The sequence below is a fragment of the Streptomyces aurantiacus JA 4570 genome, from assembly GCF_000414115.1.
GTDB classification, from domain to species: Bacteria; Actinomycetota; Actinomycetes; order Streptomycetales; family Streptomycetaceae; genus Streptomyces; species Streptomyces aurantiacus_A.
In genome coordinates this window covers 100206-117160 of the sequence record NZ_AOPZ01000109.1, presented here as the reverse complement: position 1 = coordinate 117160, position 16955 = coordinate 100206, and the positions used below count along the sequence as shown (strand labels likewise).

The window sequence follows — 16955 nt, the reverse complement described above, 5'->3', positions numbered from 1 at the left end:
CGCTGTTGCCCGCCCCATTTCCGTTGACCTGACGCCCCGTTGGCGGAACAGCGTAACGTTCGTGATCTTCGTGCGGTCGTCCGGTTCCCTGATCCGGTGGGAAGGGAGGCAAGATGGGGGTGTGACCCTTATCGATCAGCTGCCGCCGGATGCCGACCCCGATGCCCTCTTCGAAGCCTTCTCGTCGTGGGCCGAGGACCAGGGGATCACTCTCTATCCGGCCCAGGAGGAGGCGCTGATCGAGGTGGTCTCCGGGGCAAATGTGATCTTGTCGACACCCACCGGCTCCGGCAAGAGCCTGGTCGCGGCGGGTGCGCACTTCACCGCCCTCGCCCAGGACAAGGTCACCTTCTACACCGCTCCGATCAAGGCGCTGGTGTCGGAGAAGTTCTTCGACCTGTGCAAGCTCTTCGGCACCGAGAACGTCGGCATGCTGACCGGCGACGCCTCCGTGAACGCCGACGCCCCCGTGATCTGCTGCACCGCCGAGGTCCTCGCCTCCATCGCGCTGCGCGACGGCAAGGACGCCGACATCGGCCAGGTCGTGATGGACGAGTTCCACTTCTACGCGGAGCCGGACCGCGGCTGGGCCTGGCAGATCCCGCTGCTCGAACTGCCACAGGCGCAGTTCGTCCTCATGTCCGCGACGCTCGGCGACGTCTCGATGTTCGAGAAGGACCTCACCCGTCGCACCGGCCGCCCCACCTCGGTGGTCCGCTCCGCGACCCGTCCGGTCCCGCTCTCGTACGAGTACCGCCTCACCCCGATCACCGAGACGCTGACCGAGCTCCTGGAGACCAAGCAGGCGCCGGTCTACATCGTGCACTTCACGCAGGCGCAGGCCGTGGAGCGGGCACAGTCGCTGATGAGCATCAACATGTGCACGCGCGCCGAGAAGGACCAGATCGCCGAGCTCATCGGCAACTTCCGCTTCACCACCAAGTTCGGCCGCAACCTCTCGCGCTACGTCCGGCACGGCATCGGCGTGCACCACGCCGGCATGCTGCCCAAGTACCGCCGCCTCGTGGAGAAGCTCGCCCAGGCCGGCCTCCTGAAGGTCATCTGCGGTACGGACACTCTCGGTGTCGGCGTGAACGTACCCATCCGCACGGTGCTCTTCACGGCACTCACCAAGTACGACGGCAATCGCGTGCGCACGCTGCGCGCGCGGGAGTTCCACCAGATCGCCGGCCGCGCCGGGCGCGCGGGCTTCGACACCGCGGGCTTCGTCGTCGCGCAGGCACCCGAGCACGTCATCGAGAACGAGAAGGCGCTCGCCAAGGCGGGCGACGACGCGAAGAAGCGCCGCAAGGTGGTGCGCAAGAAGGCACCCGAGGGCTTCGTGGGCTGGACCGAGAGCACCTTCGACAAGCTCATCACCTCCGAGCCCGAGCCGCTCACGTCGCGGTTCCGCGTCACGCACACCATGCTGCTCTCGGTGATCGCGCGGCCGGGCAACGCCTTCGAGGCGATGCGCCGCCTCCTGGAGGACAACCACGAGCCCCGCAAGCAGCAGCTCCGCCACATCCGCCGCGCCATCGCCATCTACCGCTCGCTGCTCGCCGGGGGCGTCGTCGAGAAGCTGGACGAGCCGGACGCCACCGGCCGCGTCGTGCGTCTGACGGTCGACCTCCAGCAGGACTTCGCGCTCAACCAGCCGTTGTCGACCTTCGCCCTCGCCGCGTTCGAACTCCTCGACCCCGAGTCGCCCTCGTACGCCCTCGACATGGTCTCCGTCGTGGAGTCCACCCTCGACGACCCGCGCCAGATCCTCGCCGCCCAGCAGAACAAGGCGCGCGGCGAGGCGGTGGCGCTGATGAAGGCCGACGGCGTCGAGTACGAGGACCGGATGGAGCGCCTTCAGGACATCACGTACCCGAAGCCGCTGGAGGAGCTCCTCTTCCACGCCTACGACACCTACCGCACCAGCCACCCGTGGGTCGGCGATCACCCGCTGTCCCCGAAGTCCGTGATCCGCGACATGTACGAACGGGCGCTGTCCTTCACCGAGTTCACCTCGTTCTACGAGCTCGCCCGCACCGAGGGCATCGTCCTGCGCTACCTCGCGAGCGCGTACAAGGCGCTTGAGCACACCATCCCGGACGACCTGAAGTCCGAGGACCTGGAGGATCTGATCGCCTGGCTCGGCGAGATGGTCCGTCAGGTCGACTCCAGCCTCCTGGACGAGTGGGAGCAGCTCGCCAACCCCGAGGTCATGACGGCCGAGGAGGCCCAGGAGAAGGCCGACCAGGTGAAGCCGGTGACGGCCAACGCCCGCGCCTTCCGCGTCCTCGTCCGCAACGCGCTCTTCCGCCGGGTCGAGCTCGCCGCCCTCGACCACGTCGAGGAGCTGGGCGAGCTGGACGCCGAGTCGGGCTGGGACGCGGACGCGTGGGGCGCGGCCATGGACAAGTACTGGGACGAGTACGACGACCTGGGCACCGGCCCCGACGCGCGCGGCCCCAAGCTGTTGCGCATCGAGGAGGATCCGGAGCACGGTCTCTGGCGCGTCCGCCAGACGTTCGCCGACCCGAACGGCGACCATGACTGGGGCATCAGCGCGGAGGTCGACCTCGCCGCGTCCGACGAGGAGGGCCGCGCCGTCGTCCGCGTCACGGACGTCGGGCAGCTCTGAGGGCCTGTCTTTGCACCCGAGCCCCTGGACAGGAGTCGAAGAACCGTCATGAACACTCCCGCCGACCGCCTGGTCGATCTGCTGGACCTGGAACAGATCGAGGTCAACATCTTCCGCGGCCGCAGCCCGCAGGAGTCCCTCCAGCGCGTCTTCGGCGGGCAGGTCGCCGGGCAGGCGCTGGTCGCGGCCGGCCGCACCACGGAGGGCGACCGGCCGGTGCACTCGCTGCACGCGTACTTCCTGCGTCCCGGCCGGCCGGGCGTGCCCATCGTGTATCAGGTGGAGCGGGTGCGCGACGGCCGGTCCTTCACCACGCGCCGCGTCACGGCGGTCCAGCAGGGGCGCACCATCTTCAATCTCACCGCTTCCTTCCATCAGCCCGAACAGGGCGCTTTCGAGCACCAGCTGCCGCCTCGCATCGACGCTCCCGCCCCGGAGACACTGCCGACGGTCGCCGAGGAGATCAAGGAGCACCTGGGCGCGCTCCCGGAGCAGTGGGAGCGGATGGCGCGGCGGCAGCCCTTCGACATCCGCTATGTGGACCGGCTGCGCTGGACCGCCGAGGAGATCAAGGACGCCGAGCCGCGCAGCGCGGTGTGGATGCGCGCCGTCGGCCCTCTCGGCGACGACCCGCTGGTGCACACCTGCGCGCTCACGTACGCCAGCGACATGACCCTCCTCGACGCCGTCCGCATCCCCGTGGAGCCGCTGTGGGGTCCGCGGGGCTTCGACATGGCCTCGCTCGACCACGCCATGTGGTTCCACCGGCCGTTCCGCGCCGACGAGTGGTTCCTGTACGACCAGGAGTCACCGATCGCCACGGGCGGCCGCGGTCTGGCGCGGGGCCGTATCTACGACATCGAGGGCCGGCTCCTCGTCTCGGTCGTCCAGGAGGGGCTGTTCCGCCCGCACGCACCCCGGCACATGGGCACGCCCGCTCCGGACGCCTGAGCCGACAGGCGTGCTGCGCAAGGGACTTGCGGGACTTGCGGACGTACGGGACTTGCGGGACTTGCGGGACTTGCGGGACTTGCGGGACTTGAAGACGTTCTCCCCGACGAGGGGGAGGCACAGGGGACGGGAGCACGACATGAGCGACAGCGGCGGCGGACCGGCCGGGGGCGGCAGCACGAGCCCCGGCCCGGGGACGGGCGACGGCCGGGACGAGGTGCTCGCCGAGGCCGTACGACTCCGTGAGAGCGGCAGCCGCGAGGAGGCGCGCGCACTCCTGATCCCCCTCAGCGAGCGCTTCCCCGACGATGCCGAAGTGGCCTACCAGACCGCGTGGGTGCACGACACGCTCGGCCTCGAAGCCGAGGCCCTGCCCCACTACCAGCGCGCGATCCAGCTGCCGGGCCTCTCGGACGACGACCGACGCGGAGCACTCCTCGGCCTCGGCAGCACGTACCGCGTCCTCAGCCGATACGAGGAAGCCGTCACCGCGCTGCGCGAGGCGTCCGAGGAGTACCCGGACGACGGAGCCCTCAAGACCTTCCTGGCCATGGCGCTGTACAACACGGGCCATGCCCGTGACGCGATGGGAGTCCTGCTGCGGCTCCTCGCCGCGACGAGCCGGGACCCGGACATCGCCTCCTACCGTCCCGCCATCGAGTACTACGCCAAGGATCTCGACGAGACGGTCTAGCTCGTTGCGTGGCGGCTCGCGCAGTTCCCCGCGCCCCGGCGCCCAACTGCTTGCCGACAGCGGATGGCCGCCGCCCGATTCGGACAAGGCGGAGCGCCGACGCGTCCTACGGTGTCGAGGAAATCGGCGCTCTGGAGGCGTATATGGACAGCTGTCGCGGTGCGCAGACAGCCGTGATCGTGGGTGCGGGTGTGGCTGGTCTGACGGCGGCCATTGCCCTGGCACGGCGCGGATGGCAGGTGGAGATCGCCGAGGTCGGCCCGCCGGAGGCGGCTTCTGGATGGGGGTTGTGCCTGACGGGTCCTTCGCTGCGCGCGCTGGACGAGCTGGGTCTCGCGGACGCATGTCTGGCCGAGGGCTACGGCATGAGCACGGTCACGCACGTGGACGTGAACGGCGAGCCCGCGGGCGAGGCCCAGCTGCCACGCCTGCTGGGTGCGCGACGACCGGCGATGGTCGGAATCGCGCGTCCCGCGCTGCACCGCATCCTGTACGCGGAGGCCGAGAGGCGCGGTGTAGTGGTACGCCACGGAGTGACCGTCGCCGCGGTGGATCAGGAGAGGGGCCTGGTCCGCGTGCGGTTGTCGGACGGCGCGGTCCGCAGGGTCGCGCTGCTGGTGGGCGCGGACGGGATCCGCTCGACGACGCGGGGCCTGCTGGGGCTTGAGACCTCGCTCGGCTTTCACAGGCAGATGGTCTGGCGGGCTCTAGTGCCCCGCCCGCGGTGGGCCACCGGGATCCATCAGTTCGCCGGGAAGGCCGACACGGCCGGACTCGTGCCCCTCTCGGGCAGTCAGGCGTACGTGTTCCTGACGGAGAACGGAGTGGAGCAGAGCGTCCTTCCCGATGCCGAACTCGCCCCGCGTCTGCAGCAGCTGCTGGCGGCCTTCCCGGGCCGGGTGGAGGAGATCCGCTCCCTGGTGTCCGCGTCGGAATCGGTGGTGCGCCGCCCGGTGCTGACGGCGCTCCTGGAGGGCGCCTGGAACCGGGGCGACGGCGTGGTCATCGGGGACGCCGCACATGCGCCCGCACCGCAGATGGCCAGTGGTGCTGCCCTGGCCATCGAGGACGGGCTCGTACTGGCCCGGGAACTCGAGCGCCACGAGTCCGTCGGCGCGGGGCTCCAGGCGTTCGTCAGCCGGCGCGCGCAGCGGTGCCGAACGCTCGTGGAGACGTCGGTGGCGATCGTCGGCCTGGAGCGGGAGCAGCGCCACCACGAGGCGTATCCGCTGGCCGATTCCTGCCACCTGCTCATGGCCGAGCCCGCGTAACCATCCGGCGCGAAGGGCGTCCCGGCGGCTCGCCGTTTCGTACGACGGACATGGAGAGACAGATGCCCGCTGCACCTTCCCGAACCCGCACCCACACCCCCACCCGAACCGGATCCCCGTCCCCAACCCCGACCCGGCCCCGAACCCTGCCCGAGGCGCAGCAGTGGCTGCGCGAGCACCTGGAGCAGCGCAAGAATCCCTTCAACGCCATCAGTCACGACGCCGCCGCGCGCCACATCGAGACGCTTCCCGGCACCGATCCCCAGTCCTGGGCCGGGCACTGGCTGGCGGGGGCGGAGGACTTCGCGAGCCGGGCGCGCGGGGCCGAGGAGAGCGGCGATCGCGAGGAAGCGCTGGAGAACTGGTGGCAGGCGTACCAGTTCGCGTTCCTGGGCCGCTATCCCTCCCCGCTGCACCCGGCGAAACTCCACGCGTACGACCGGGCCCTGCAGTACTTCGGCCGGGTGTCCGCTCTGGAGCGCACGCCTGTCCAGCACTTGGCGTCGCCCTTCGAGGGGCGTGCCGGAGAGGGAGAGGTGCTGCGGTTCTTCGTGGCACGCCCGCCCGCGGGAGCGGCGCGTCCGCCGGTGGTCATGATGTGGGGCGGGATCGATGTGTGGAAGGAGGAGAGCTACGCGCGCGGCCGGCCGCTGCGCGAACGCGGGTTCGCGACCCTGCACATCGACATGCCCGGGGTGGGGCAGTCGCCGGTGCTCGCGGGCCGTGCCGCCGAACGGCAGTGGGATCCCGTCTTCGCCTGGCTGCGCGGGCAGAAGGACCTGGACGCGGACCGGGTGGCGGCACTGGGGCTCTCGTTCGGCGGCTACTGGGCGATGAAGCTCGCCCACACCCACCGCGAACAGTTGGCCGCCGCCGTCAACTGGGGAGGTGGCGTCCACCTGACCTTCCAGCCCGAATGGCAGGAACGCAGCCGCGACGCCTCGTCCTATCTGATGGACCTGATGCCGGCCAGGGCGCGCGTCTTCGGCGGCAGCACCTTCGAGGACTACGTCGACCGCTGCCCCGAGCTGTCCCTGCTCGACCAGGGCGTCCTGGACCTGCCGTGCTGCCCACTGCTTCTGGTCAACGGCAAGGACGACCTGCAGAACGCTTCGGCCGACCTCTGCCTGGCCCTTGAGCACGGGGGCCCCAAGACGGCCCGGCTGTTCCCCGGCGGTCACATGGGCGAGGGGCCCGTGCTGCCCACCGTCCTCGACTGGCTGACCGACCGACTGCGCTGACCAGCGCGGCTGAAGGAGTGCTCCATGAGCAACAGCAGTCTGATCACCCACCTGCGGCACATCGATGTCGCCATGCCGAACTTCGCCGAGCAGCGCCGGTTCTACACCGAGCTGTGGGGGCTGACGGAGACCGCCGGTGACACCGGCGTCTCGTTCCTGGCGGCCGAGGGCTCCCCGGAGCAGTACGTGGTGCGGCTGCGCGAGGACGCCCACAAGCGCACCGACCTCATCGCCTTCGGTGCCGCCGGCGCCGACGATGTCGACACCCTGGCCGGACAACTGGCCGCCCAGGGCGTGCGGTTGGTCCACGAGCCGACATCCCTTGACACTCCCGGGGGTGGCTACGCGGTCCGCTTCTTCGACAACGAGGGCCGTGTCGTCGAGGTGTCCGCCGACGTCTCCGCCCGCCGGCACCGCAAGATCGAGGCCCGCGAGCCGGTCCCCGTGCGCCTGTCCCACGTGCTGATGAACTCCCCCACCCCGGAGGCCACGGTGGCCTGGTACATCAAGCATCTGGGGTTCCGTCTCTCGGACACGATGTGTCTGGGCGACCGCGGCGAGATCATGTGGTTTCTGCGGTGCAACACCTTTCACCACAGCTTCGGCATCGTGCGCGGGCCCCACGCGGCCTTCCATCACGCCTCCTTCGAGAGGCGCGGCATCGACGAGTTCATGCGCGGCACGGGCCGGATGCGGCGCCTGGGCATCGAGCGACTGTGGGGCCCGGGGCGGCACCGCGCCGGTGACAACTCCTTCAGCTACTTCCTCGACCGGGCCGGCAACACCGTCGAGTACACCACCGAGCTGGAGGTCCTGGACGAGGACACCTGGCACCCCCACATCTTCGACCTGCGCGATCCCGCCAACGCGGACCAGTGGGGCACGGCCAACGAGATGGACGAGTTCATCGCCGCCAAGTCCCACAACGACGTCGACCCAGGGCTGTTCAAGGCCCCGCCGATGTGAACGGAGAGCCGCGTGGAACCCCTCCACACCCGGCTCGCCGACAGCCGACGGTCGGTCGGCCGACGTCCGACCAACGTCCGATCAACGTCCGGCCGACGTCCGGCCGACGGCGGCGGTCCGCAGGAGAACGTCGCGACGTACGGCTCGATGTGTACGCCCGCGACGGTTCCCGCCGACCGCCATGGCTGACAATGAGCTCCTAGGGAGGTGACCCCACCATCGTGCCGACGCCTCTGCGAAACCACCTCATCACCAGGTCCCAGAACCCCGCCGACCTGCTCAACGGCGCGACCCGCCTGTTCGGCGGCGCGATCTCCACCTCGCCCCTGGACGAGCTGTGCGGCGGTGATCACGAACTACGCGGTGTCGCCGCGCACGACTTCGCGGTGGGCTACTTCGCCTCGCCACTCGGTGTGCGCGTCGCCTCGGCCAAGGGCCACGGCCGTGGCTCCTACTTCGTCAACATCGGTGTCTCCGGTGCCATCTCGGCATCCTGCGGCGGCCTGCGGGCGACCCTCGACGAGGCGACGGCAGGAGTCGCCAACCCCGGAGACACCCAGGAACTGCGGCCCCTGCGCAGCCGGAGGACGCGGTGCCTGGGCCTGCGGATCGACGCCACCCTGGTCGACCAGGAATTCGCCGCGCTGACCGGGCATCCGCCGGTGTCCACCGTGCGCTTCGATTTCGCCCTCGACCTGGCCAAGTCCAAGGGCCGGGCGGTGCGACTCCTTGTCCGTTCCCTCCTCGAACAGCTGGACTCGGGAGACCCCCTGTTCCAGCGCGCGGAACTGCAGCGCAGCCAGCTGCGTTGCCTCGTCACCGCCCTGCTCCTGGCCCAGCCGCACTCGCACACCGGCCAGCTGCACGACGGTCCGCGACCCAGCTATCCGCGCTCCTTGCGGGCAGCCCTCGCGTTCATCGAGGCGAACCTCGCCGAGCGCATCAGCCTCGACGACATCGCCGGTGCCGCGGGCTGCAGCCCGCGGACCCTCAGCTCCGCATTCCGCGGACGACTCGGCCTTTCGCCCATGTCCTACGTCCGCAACCTGCGGCTCGACCGGATTCGTGAGGACATCCTCGCCTCCAGCGACCCCGTCGGCACGATCGCCTACCGGTGGGGCGTCTCGCACCTTGGCCGCTTCGCCGGCGACTACCGCGACCGCTTCGCCGAACTGCCCTCCGACACCGCAACCCGCAGGTGAGCCGACTCCCTCCCTGCCTGCCTGTGCGGCTAATTCCGCCTGCGACGCAGCCACTTGAGCAGTCCTCGTGGCTCGTCGCGCCGCTCGGCCTGCTCCGGGTCCACGCGGGCGGCGGGCCACGGCAGCGGATCCAGCGTCGGGTGCGGGCGGGGTGTGGCGACGATGGGCGGGCGGCCCGGCCGGGGTGCGGGCCGCAGCCGCCGGGCCTCTTCCAGGGTGAGGATCAAGTTCGCCCGCAGCCAGCTCAGCTCATCCGGGTCGTCCGCGGTCGTGATGCGTTCGACGATGCGCGTCGTGGGTGACTCGGGTGGGGCCTGCGTGAACGGCTCGGGCTTGAGGCGGTTCAGATAGGCGCGTTCGTAGGGGTCCCTGACCATCTCCGCGAGCTGCACCGGATCGAGCAGTGACGCGCCGGCGGCGGCCCGCTCCCAGGGGTCCTCCGACTGGCGCAGCAGGAACCCGGCGTGCCGGCCCCGCCAGTTGCGCGCCCGCAGGTCCACACCTTCCCCCAACCGGTCACGGAGCACCTGCGGGGCCCGGCCGGTGAGCAGGGCGGCGTTGGCCTCGGACTTGGCGAACTGCCTCAGCTCTTCGGCGAGATAGAGCCAGACGATCGCTCTGTAACGATTGATATAGAACTTTACGGGCGTCAGCACGCCGGCGCGGGCGAGGCGTGTGAACCTGGCAGGCGTGATCTCCATGAGGGTGGCGCCCTCCGCGGTCCCCACCGCTTTGATGCGCTCCCGCAAGGACTCCGGGAAGCCCGGCACTTCACGTACGCGGTCGATCTCCTCGCGCCTGACCCGCCGCCGACCGCCCGCCGGGTCGGCCACGGTGCGGATCCGGCCCAGCATCACGGCCAGGTCGAACTCGCCACGCTTCAGGCCCAGTTCGCGGGCTGCGCGACTGCGCGCCACCGTGGGCGGCGGGTCGGCCGATGACGTCGGCGGATGGCCGGCAGGGCTGGAAGGTGCGCCCGGCCCGGCGCAGGAGGCCGGGCCGGCCGCGGATGCGGCGGGCGCGGCCCATGCCGACTCAGAGGTGGGTCCGGACGCGGACGCGTGCTGCGCGATCGTCTGTGTGTCGCCAGTCATGGCGGTTCTCCCCCGTGCGTGGTCATTGCTCGTGGAAAAACCGTAGCCCGGCCGCACCCCATCTCGCTCGGCCTGTGGATAACTCCGCTTGCGCGGCTGTTTCTGCAGGTCAGAGGTCTACGACTGGTGTCCGTTCTGGATGGCGCGCGCCCACGCCCAGGTGTTCGCCGACGCGGTTCACCAGCAGCGTCATCTCGTACGCGACCTGGCCGATGTCGGCCTGCGCCGAGCTGAGGACGCACAGACAACTGCCGTCACCCGCCGCCGTCACGAACAGGACGGCGTCATCGAATTCGATCATTGTTTGGCGGACGGCGCCCGCGTGGAAGTGGCGGCCGGACCCCTTCGCCAGGCTGTGCAGCCCGGATGAGACCGCCGCCAGATGCTCTGCGTCCTCACGCTGGAGTTCCGAGCTCGCTCCCGTCACCAGACCGTCGTTGGACAGCACCAGCGCGTGCCGCACGTGCTCCACACGCTTCGTCAGGTCGTCTAGCAACCAGCCGAGCCCCGTGTTCTGCGCCATGGTCCCTTCTCCCCCTGCGTCGCTCCCCCTGGCTGGAGGATCTGACCTGCCAGCCTTCCCCACCTCCGGCGTCCCGGCAAGCATGATGGGGACATGGCACAGAAGATGACCGATGAACAATGGCGGGAGTTCGTCTCGCACGGCACCCGCACCGGCAAGCTGTCCACCGTCCGGGCGGACGGCAGCCCGCACGTGGCGCCGATCTGGTTCGTCCTGGACGGGGACGACCTGGTGTTCAACACCGGCAAGGACACTGTCAAGGGGCGCAATCTGGCACGCGACGGGCGCGTGGCGCTGTGCGTGGACGACGACCGGCCGCCGTTCGCCTTCGTCGTCCTGCAGGGCCGTGCCGAGCTGATCGAGGACATCGGGCAGGTGCGGCACTGGGCGGCCCGCATCGGCGGCCGGTACATGGGTGAGGACCGGGCCGAGGAGTTCGGTGAGCGCAACGGCGTGCCGGGCGAACTGCTGGTCAGGGTCAGGATCGCCAAGGTGTTGGCGCACGCCGCTGTGGCCGACTGAGACTCCGGGCGCCGCCGGGGCACGTCATCCCACCGAGTCGAGCAGCCGGGCGGTATGCCTCCGCCCGGCGTACTCGACGAGGCGAATCAGCACCTCCTTCCCCGAGTCACGGTCCCGTGCGTCACACAGCACCACGGGAGTCCCACGGTCGAGGTCCAGGGCCCGTGAAACGTCGTGCGCGCCGTATGTTCGTGCGCCGGCGAAGCAGTTGACGGCCACGACGAACGGAATGTGGCGGTGCTCGAAGTAGTCCACGGCGGGGAAGCAGTCCTCGAGCCGCCGGGTGTCCGCGAGGACGACGGCGCCAAGGGCTCCCTGTGACAGCTCGTCCCACAGGAACCAGAAACGGTCCTGCCCCGGCGTCCCGAAGAGGTACAGGGAAAGGCCGGATCTGATGGTGATGCGGCCGAAGTCCATCGCGACCGTCGTCGTGACCTTCCGGTCCACGCCCTCGATGTCGTCGACCGACTGGCCGACTTCGCTGAGGAGTTCTTCGGTACGCAGCGGCCGGATCTCGCTGACCGCGCCGACCAGAGTGGTCTTGCCGACGCCGAAGCCTCCCGCGACCAGGATCTTCAGTGCCATGGCGGTGGTGTCACCGGTACCGCCGGGCTCACCGGCCACCGGGGACCGGCCGGGCACGGTGGCCTCGCTGGCCCTGCTGGCCTCACTGGTCTCACTGGTCTCACTGGTCTCACTGGTCACAGCAGCCTTGTCGGTCACAGCGCCGTCGACGGCGTCAGAGCGCTCGGAGCCCATCGATCACCTCTCGCAGGATCTTCTCGTCAGGTAGCTGGGCGGGTGGCACGGGCCGGTGCACGGTGACGCGGCCGCCCTCCACGAGGTCGCCGAGCAGCACCCTGACCACGCCCACGGGCAAGTCGGCACCGGCCGCGAGTTCAGCGACGGACTGGGTCTCGATGCGGCACAGCGCGATGAGCGCCCGGTGTTCCGGACCGAGCGCGGCGTCCTCGCCCGGTCCGGTGACGGCGTCCTCGAGGGTGACGAGCGCGATCAGGTCGAAGCGCACACCGCTGGGGCCCGGTCGCGTCCGTCCGCCCGTCATCGCGTACGGGCGGACCAAAGGGCCGGCTTCGGTGTCGTACCAGTGGCTTCCGTGCCGGTCTGCGGCACCGCTCCTGTCGTCGGTCATGGCCGGTGTCCGCCTCGGTCACCCGGAGCCCGGCGGTTGCCCGGCGAAGCGCGCCGGGGTGTGCAGGTGTTCACCGACGCGCTTGACCATGCGTGCCATCTCGTACGCGACCAGGCCGATATCGGCCGTGACCGTGCTGAGCACGGCGAGGCAGGATCCGTCGCCCGCGGCGGCCACGAACAGGAAGGCGTCGTCCATTTCGACCATCGTCTGGCGTACGCCGCCGACTCCGAAGTGCCGGCCGGCGCCCTTCGCGAGACTGTGGAACCCGGAGGCGACGGCGGCCAGATGCTCGGCGTCCTCGCGGGTGAGCGCCGTGGAGGCGCCCACCGCGAGTCCGTCGTTGGACAGCACCACCGCGTGCCGTATGTCGGCGACGCGCAGCACCAGATCGTCCAGCAGCCAGTCGAGTTCGCCGGACCGCCCGGCGGTGCGACTCGATTCCCGGATCATGAGGGCTCTCCTTCGCTGCGGTCACTGCTTCTGGGGGACCCGTCCGGGTCGGGTACGGCTCCGATGACGCCCGGCAGTCGGCCCCCGCCACGCGCCCAGCCGTCCCGGTAGGCGGCGATGCGGTCTCGTACGTGTTCGGCGCTGCGCTCGTCGTCGTGCCGAGCGTGCGCCGCCTGGGGTTCTGGAGGCGGCGGCCCGTGGCGCAGCTGGGGGGCGAGGCTTGCCTGGCGCACACGGCGCGGGAGTTCGTCCCCGAGGTCCGCGGGGCTGCCGTCGGGTGTCCCGGGTGGCGCGCCGTTCGTGTGCTTGCGCAGGTGGAGCGCGGCGACACCGGGGGGTGACGGTGTGGGCGCGGGTCCGTCCGTCGACGGGCCGAGCATGGGGTGTGCGGCCGCGTCGGCCAGGGGGGTGCTCGGGGCTGCCGCCCCGCCCACGCGCGCGTAGGCGGCAGCCGTCGGCTCGGCCACCTCTCCGTGCTCGTGGTGGCCTGTGCGCGCGTACCAGTGCTCACGGTCTTCTGTGGGGCGCGCGGCAGGAGGCGGGGCGGTACCACTGTGCAGCAGTGCGGTCGGCAGCAGGACGACGGCGGTGGTGCCGCCGTACGGCGAGGTCCGCAGGTGCACCTTGATGCCGTGCCGTGCCGCGAGTCTGCTCACTACGAAGAGACCCAGTTGGTCGCTGTCGAACAGGTCCAGGGCTTCGGACTGCGTGACACGGCGGTTGGCTTCGTCGAGGGTGTCGGTGCCCATGCCCAGTCCGCGGTCCTCGACCTCCAGGGCGTATCCGTTGCCCACGGGTTCGCCGCTGACGCGCACCTTGGTGTGGGGCGGTGAGAACTGCGCCGCGTTCTCGACGAGCTCGGCGAGCAGGTGGGTGAGGTCGGCGACCGCCGCGCCCACGATCTCGGCGGCAGTCAGTTGGCGTACCTCCACGCGCGCGTAGTCCTCGACTTCCGAGACGGCGGCGCGGACCACGTTCGTCAGCGGTACCGGCAGCCGCCAGGCGCGGCCGGGTGCGGCCCCGGAGAGGATGATCAGGCTTTCCGCGTGCCGTCGCATGCGGGTGGTCAGGTGGTCGAGGCGGAACAGGTCGCTCAGTTCGTTCGGGTCGTCGGCCCTGCGTTCCATGGTGTCGAGCAGGCCGAGCTGCCGGTGGACGAGGACCTGGCTGCGGCGGGCGAGATTGACGAAGACTCCGGAGATGCCGCTCGCGAGTTCGGCGCGCTCGACGGCGGCGCGCAGTGCGGCGCGGTGCACCGTGCCCAGCGCCTCGACGACCTGGCCCGTCTCGTCCTCGGCGGACGGCCCCTGCGGTGCTTCGGCGTGGATGTCGATCTCCTCGCCCGCCCGCAGCTTCCGCATGGCGTGCGGGAGTTGGCGGCGGGCGATCTCCAGGGCCCGGTTGCGCAGCCCGACGAGTTCCACGACCAGGCCGCGGCCGATGCGTACGGAGATGACCAGCGAGGCGACTACGGCGGCGAGGCCGAGGAACACGGCCGCCCCGGCAGCCGTGAACACTCCCCGGGTCAACGGGTCGGCCCGGTCGGCGGCGCCCCGGGCAGCGCGCTCGGCGATGTCGTGCTGGGTGTCCAGTACCGCGGCGTGGCCGGTGTCCCACGTGCGGGCCGGAGCCGCTTCCAGCGCCTGCCTGCCGGGCTGGGCGACGAGCACCTTGTCCTCGGCGGCCGACACGTCGGCGTACGCGGTACCTGCCGCGAGGCGCTGCCACGCGGCCCGTTCGGGTCCTCGCAGGTCCGTCACGGCCGCCTCGACGAGGGTCCGCCGGGTGTCCGCCGCTCCGGTGAACCTGCGCAGCCGCTCGCCGTCGAGTGTGCCCGCGAGCCGTGCGCTCGCCAGCAGCGCGTCCTCGCGCGCCAGCATCTCTCCCGCCCTCGAGAATTCGAGCAGTACGCGCGCGTGGGAGCCCGATTCGCCGTCCTGGACACCGGAGAGGGCACCGCCGACGTTGAAGGCGGCCGTGATGGTCTTCGTGTACTGGCCGTACGCGTCGTCCCATCCGCTGCGGCGGTCGAGGACGGAAGTACGCACCGTACGCAGCCGTTCGGCTCCTGTGACGAACGCGTCCAGCCGGTCGGCCACAGGCGCGGGAAGACCTGCTCCGTCGGCCACGGTGTTGCCTTTGCCGAGGCGCAGCTTCGCCACCGCCCGGTCCGTGCGGGCAGCTTGCTTCGTGAGGGCGGTTTCGCGGTCGGCGGCGGGTTCGGTCGCGTACCGCACGGCGTCGACGCGTTCGGCCTGGAGCGCGGAGACGGCCGCTTCCACGGGCGCGCGCACCGCGGAGTCCACTTGCTGCGCCTGTCGCAGTCCCGCGACGTCCTGGGCCGTGCTGACCGTCGCGAACGCCCACAGGGCGAGAAGCGAGACGACCGGGACCATGAGGAGGCAGACGACCTTGGCCCGCACGGTGCGCGGGCGCAGTCGCCATCGCGCCGCGTGCGAGGGCGGCTTCGGCGGGCCGTCGTCGCGGCCCCCTGCCGCGGCGAGGTGCTCGTGGGCGGGCGGGCCCGCGTGGGCGCGGCGGCCGCGGGTGCGCGGTGCGCTCGCGGGCGGCGTGCTCGTTGGTGGCGTGCTCGTGGACGGTGTGCCGGTTTCGGGGGTGCTCCGGGGTATGTGCATGGCCTCCTCGCTCGGAAGGGTTCACGACGTGTGTCGCCCGGCCGTCGGCGGCCCGCGTCCGCTACGGGGCGGTGTGCTCGACGGGGCGCTGGGCGGAAACGGAGGCCGCGCGTTCACCGGCGCTCGGGGACAGCGCGACGAACGCCGAGGTCAGGAACAGGTAGGAGCCGAGGCCAACGGCGAGCGGGAAGATGAACTGCATCGTCGAGGCCCCCGGCAGTTCGGCGGTCGAGGACGTGACGCGCACGCTCACGGCGAGCATGCCGGTGTAGTGCATGCTGCTCACGGCCCCGCCCATGACGAGTGAGGCGCCGGCCACCGCCATGGGCGACTTGATGTTCAGGGCGGCCCACAGCGCGGCGGTGGCCGCGACCACGGCGATCACGACGGACAGCGCGACCAGCATCGGGTCGTAGCGCACGTCGCCGTGCAGCCGCAGCGCGGCCATGCCCAGGTAGTGCATGCTCGCGACCCCGAGTCCGGTGGTCAGCCCGCCGAGTACGAGCGCACGTCCGCGCTCGCGGCCGTAGCCGACGGCGAACACTCCCATGCCGACGACGAGCATGGCGACGAGCAGACTCAGGAGTGTCAGCGGCACGTCGTAGCGGATCTGTGTGCCGCTCACACCGAAGCCGAGCATCGCGACGAAGTGCATCGTCCAGATGCCCGTGCCGATCGCGGAGGCGGCGGTGACGAGCCAGTTGCGGCGCGAGCGACCCGAGGCGCCGAGGGCGCGGACGGTGCACTGCAGTCCGAGGGCCGCGCCGACGCACGCCATGGCGTACGACAGCACGGGGGTCAGCCAGCCGAAGGTGGCGTGGTCCAGGTGTCCCATGGCCCAGGGACGCTAGTCCCGGTGGGGGCGCACAACCGGGGCGCATTTCGAAAGCTGCCGCGGATATTTCGAAAGCTGCTGTGATGCGACACCCGATGTCGTTGAACGATCGCGCAGAAGGTGCGCGTCAGGGTGCGCATGCGTGATCGTCACGCGGCAGGTGCGGAATCATGGCCCGCATGACCGATGACCACACGCACGTCCAAGAGTTCTTCACGGCACGTGCCGCCGACTGGGACAGCCGCTTTCCGGACGACGGCCCCGCGTACCGCGCGGCCGTGGCCGAGCTCGGCCTGCGACCGGGCAGCCGCGTTCTGGACGCGGGGTGCGGAACCGGCCGTGCCCTGCCTGCGCTCAGGGACGCCGTGGGGCCCACAGGGGCCGTTCTCGCGGCGGATCTCACCCCGGCGATGCTCGCGGCCGCCACGCGGGCGGGCAGGGCGGCTCACGGGCAGCTGCTCCTCGCCGACGTGGCGCGGCTGCCGGTGCGCACACACTCTCTGGACGCCGTGTTCGCCGCGGGTCTGATCGCGCATCTGCCCGATCCGGCCGTGAATCTCCGGGAGTTGGCGCGGGTGGTGCGGCCGGGTGGGCTGCTCGCGCTGTTCCACCCGATCGGCCGGGCCGCGCTCGCGGCCCGGCAGGGACGTCAGATCACGCCCGGTGACCTGCGCGCGGAGGCCAACCTCCGGCCGCTGCTGTCCGGTTCGGGCTGGCGGATGACGTCGTACGTCGACGAGGACGCCCGATTCCTCGCGCTGGCCGTGCGCGAGAGCTGA

General features: G+C 70.9%; 16 protein-coding genes. 9 read left to right on the top strand and 7 right to left on the bottom strand.

Features of this window, described 5'->3' with window-relative positions; all coding sequences use genetic code 11:
* Positions 1–61: 61 nt before the first annotated feature.
* The 7 genes from STRAU_RS13385 (at position 62) to STRAU_RS13355 (ending at position 8960) form a co-directional block, all read left to right on the top strand.
* A complete protein-coding gene (locus tag STRAU_RS13385; RefSeq protein ID WP_203227396.1) occupies positions 62–2635 on the top strand; it encodes a DEAD/DEAH box helicase in 2574 nt (857 codons plus the stop codon).
* A 48-nt stretch (positions 2636–2683) separates the two neighbouring features.
* Positions 2684–3586 (top strand): acyl-CoA thioesterase, encoded by a 903-nt coding sequence (locus STRAU_RS13380; protein ID WP_016640841.1) that lies wholly within the window; start codon positions 2684–2686, stop codon positions 3584–3586.
* 139 nt (positions 3587–3725) lie between these two features.
* Entirely contained in the window at positions 3726–4280 is a 555-nt protein-coding gene (locus tag STRAU_RS13375; RefSeq protein WP_016640840.1) for a tetratricopeptide repeat protein, read from the top strand.
* 143 nt (positions 4281–4423) lie between these two features.
* Positions 4424–5551, top strand: coding sequence for an FAD-dependent monooxygenase (locus STRAU_RS13370; RefSeq protein ID WP_037659079.1), 1128 nt, complete (start codon positions 4424–4426; stop codon positions 5549–5551).
* A 62-nt stretch (positions 5552–5613) separates the two neighbouring features.
* The gene (locus STRAU_RS13365; protein ID WP_016640838.1) at positions 5614–6792 is read left to right on the top strand and encodes an alpha/beta hydrolase family protein; all 1179 of its coding nucleotides are present in this window, start codon (positions 5614–5616) and stop codon (positions 6790–6792) included.
* A gap of 24 nt (positions 6793–6816) precedes the next feature.
* Positions 6817–7758: a VOC family protein gene (locus STRAU_RS13360; protein ID WP_016640837.1), complete on the top strand. Its 942-nt coding sequence runs from the start codon at positions 6817–6819 to the stop codon at positions 7756–7758.
* A gap of 221 nt (positions 7759–7979) precedes the next feature.
* Complete coding sequence (locus tag STRAU_RS13355; protein WP_016640835.1) at positions 7980–8960, top strand: AraC family transcriptional regulator; 981 nt, start codon at positions 7980–7982, stop codon at positions 8958–8960.
* 29 nt (positions 8961–8989) lie between these two features.
* Here STRAU_RS13355 and STRAU_RS13350 read toward each other — a convergent pair whose 3' ends face one another.
* Together STRAU_RS13350 and STRAU_RS13345 are read right to left on the bottom strand one after the other, a co-directional pair.
* Positions 8990–9877: a DUF6397 family protein gene (locus STRAU_RS13350; RefSeq protein ID WP_016640834.1), complete on the bottom strand. Its 888-nt coding sequence runs from the start codon at positions 9875–9877 to the stop codon at positions 8990–8992.
* 286 nt (positions 9878–10163) lie between these two features.
* Positions 10164–10577, bottom strand: coding sequence for a roadblock/LC7 domain-containing protein (locus STRAU_RS13345; RefSeq protein ID WP_016640833.1), 414 nt, complete (start codon positions 10575–10577; stop codon positions 10164–10166).
* A gap of 93 nt (positions 10578–10670) precedes the next feature.
* On the opposite strand from STRAU_RS13345, the gene STRAU_RS13340 reads away from it, so the two are divergent.
* Positions 10671–11099, top strand: a complete 429-nt coding sequence (locus tag STRAU_RS13340) for a PPOX class F420-dependent oxidoreductase (RefSeq protein ID WP_016640832.1) — start codon at positions 10671–10673, stop codon at positions 11097–11099.
* Positions 11100–11123: 24 nt separating this feature from the next.
* Here the strand turns inward: STRAU_RS13340 and STRAU_RS13335 are convergent, their stop codons facing one another.
* The 5 genes from STRAU_RS13335 to STRAU_RS13315 form a co-directional block, all read right to left on the bottom strand.
* Positions 11124–11684 (bottom strand): GTP-binding protein, encoded by a 561-nt coding sequence (locus STRAU_RS13335; protein WP_052029071.1) that lies wholly within the window; start codon positions 11682–11684, stop codon positions 11124–11126.
* 154 nt (positions 11685–11838) lie between these two features.
* On the bottom strand, positions 11839–12252 hold the full coding sequence (locus STRAU_RS13330; protein WP_016640830.1) for a DUF742 domain-containing protein: 414 nt from the start codon (positions 12250–12252) through the stop codon (positions 11839–11841).
* An 18-nt stretch (positions 12253–12270) separates the two neighbouring features.
* Positions 12271–12705 carry a roadblock/LC7 domain-containing protein gene (locus STRAU_RS13325; protein WP_016640829.1) on the bottom strand — a complete coding sequence of 145 codons (435 nt, stop codon included), beginning with the start codon at positions 12703–12705 and terminating at the stop codon, positions 12271–12273.
* Positions 12702–15341 (bottom strand): sensor histidine kinase, encoded by a 2640-nt coding sequence (locus tag STRAU_RS13320; protein ID WP_052029069.1) that lies wholly within the window; start codon positions 15339–15341, stop codon positions 12702–12704. Before STRAU_RS13320 ends, STRAU_RS13325 begins: the two co-directional genes overlap by 4 nt.
* Positions 15342–15402: 61 nt before the next feature.
* On the bottom strand, positions 15403–16176 hold the full coding sequence (locus STRAU_RS13315) for an MHYT domain-containing protein (protein WP_016640827.1): 774 nt from the start codon (positions 16174–16176) through the stop codon (positions 15403–15405).
* 179 nt (positions 16177–16355) lie between these two features.
* Here STRAU_RS13315 and STRAU_RS13310 point away from each other — a divergent pair, with 179 nt between their 5' ends.
* A complete protein-coding gene (locus tag STRAU_RS13310; protein WP_037659139.1) occupies positions 16356–16955 on the top strand; it encodes a class I SAM-dependent methyltransferase in 600 nt (199 codons plus the stop codon).

Bases quoted from the DNA above. Each gene is read 5' to 3' on its own strand.
- STRAU_RS13380 (WP_016640841.1), top strand. From the start codon at position 2,684: ATGAACACTCCCGCCGACCGCCTGGTCGATCTGCTGGACCTGGAACAG.
- STRAU_RS13375 (WP_016640840.1), top strand. From the start codon at position 3,726: ATGAGCGACAGCGGCGGCGGACCGGCCGGGGGCGGCAGCACGAGCCCC.
- STRAU_RS13370 (WP_037659079.1), top strand. From the start codon at position 4,424: ATGGACAGCTGTCGCGGTGCGCAGACAGCCGTGATCGTGGGTGCGGGT.
- STRAU_RS13365 (WP_016640838.1), top strand. From the start codon at position 5,614: ATGCCCGCTGCACCTTCCCGAACCCGCACCCACACCCCCACCCGAACC.
- STRAU_RS13360 (WP_016640837.1), top strand. From the start codon at position 6,817: ATGAGCAACAGCAGTCTGATCACCCACCTGCGGCACATCGATGTCGCC.
- STRAU_RS13345 (WP_016640833.1), bottom strand. From the start codon at position 10,577: ATGGCGCAGAACACGGGGCTCGGCTGGTTGCTAGACGACCTGACGAAG.
- STRAU_RS13340 (WP_016640832.1), top strand. From the start codon at position 10,671: ATGGCACAGAAGATGACCGATGAACAATGGCGGGAGTTCGTCTCGCAC.
- STRAU_RS13335 (WP_052029071.1), bottom strand. From the start codon at position 11,684: ATGGCACTGAAGATCCTGGTCGCGGGAGGCTTCGGCGTCGGCAAGACC.
- STRAU_RS13330 (WP_016640830.1), bottom strand. From the start codon at position 12,252: ATGACCGACGACAGGAGCGGTGCCGCAGACCGGCACGGAAGCCACTGG.
- STRAU_RS13325 (WP_016640829.1), bottom strand. From the start codon at position 12,705: ATGATCCGGGAATCGAGTCGCACCGCCGGGCGGTCCGGCGAACTCGAC.
- STRAU_RS13320 (WP_052029069.1), bottom strand. From the start codon at position 15,341: ATGCACATACCCCGGAGCACCCCCGAAACCGGCACACCGTCCACGAGC.
- STRAU_RS13315 (WP_016640827.1), bottom strand. From the start codon at position 16,176: ATGGGACACCTGGACCACGCCACCTTCGGCTGGCTGACCCCCGTGCTG.
- STRAU_RS13310 (WP_037659139.1), top strand. From the start codon at position 16,356: ATGACCGATGACCACACGCACGTCCAAGAGTTCTTCACGGCACGTGCC.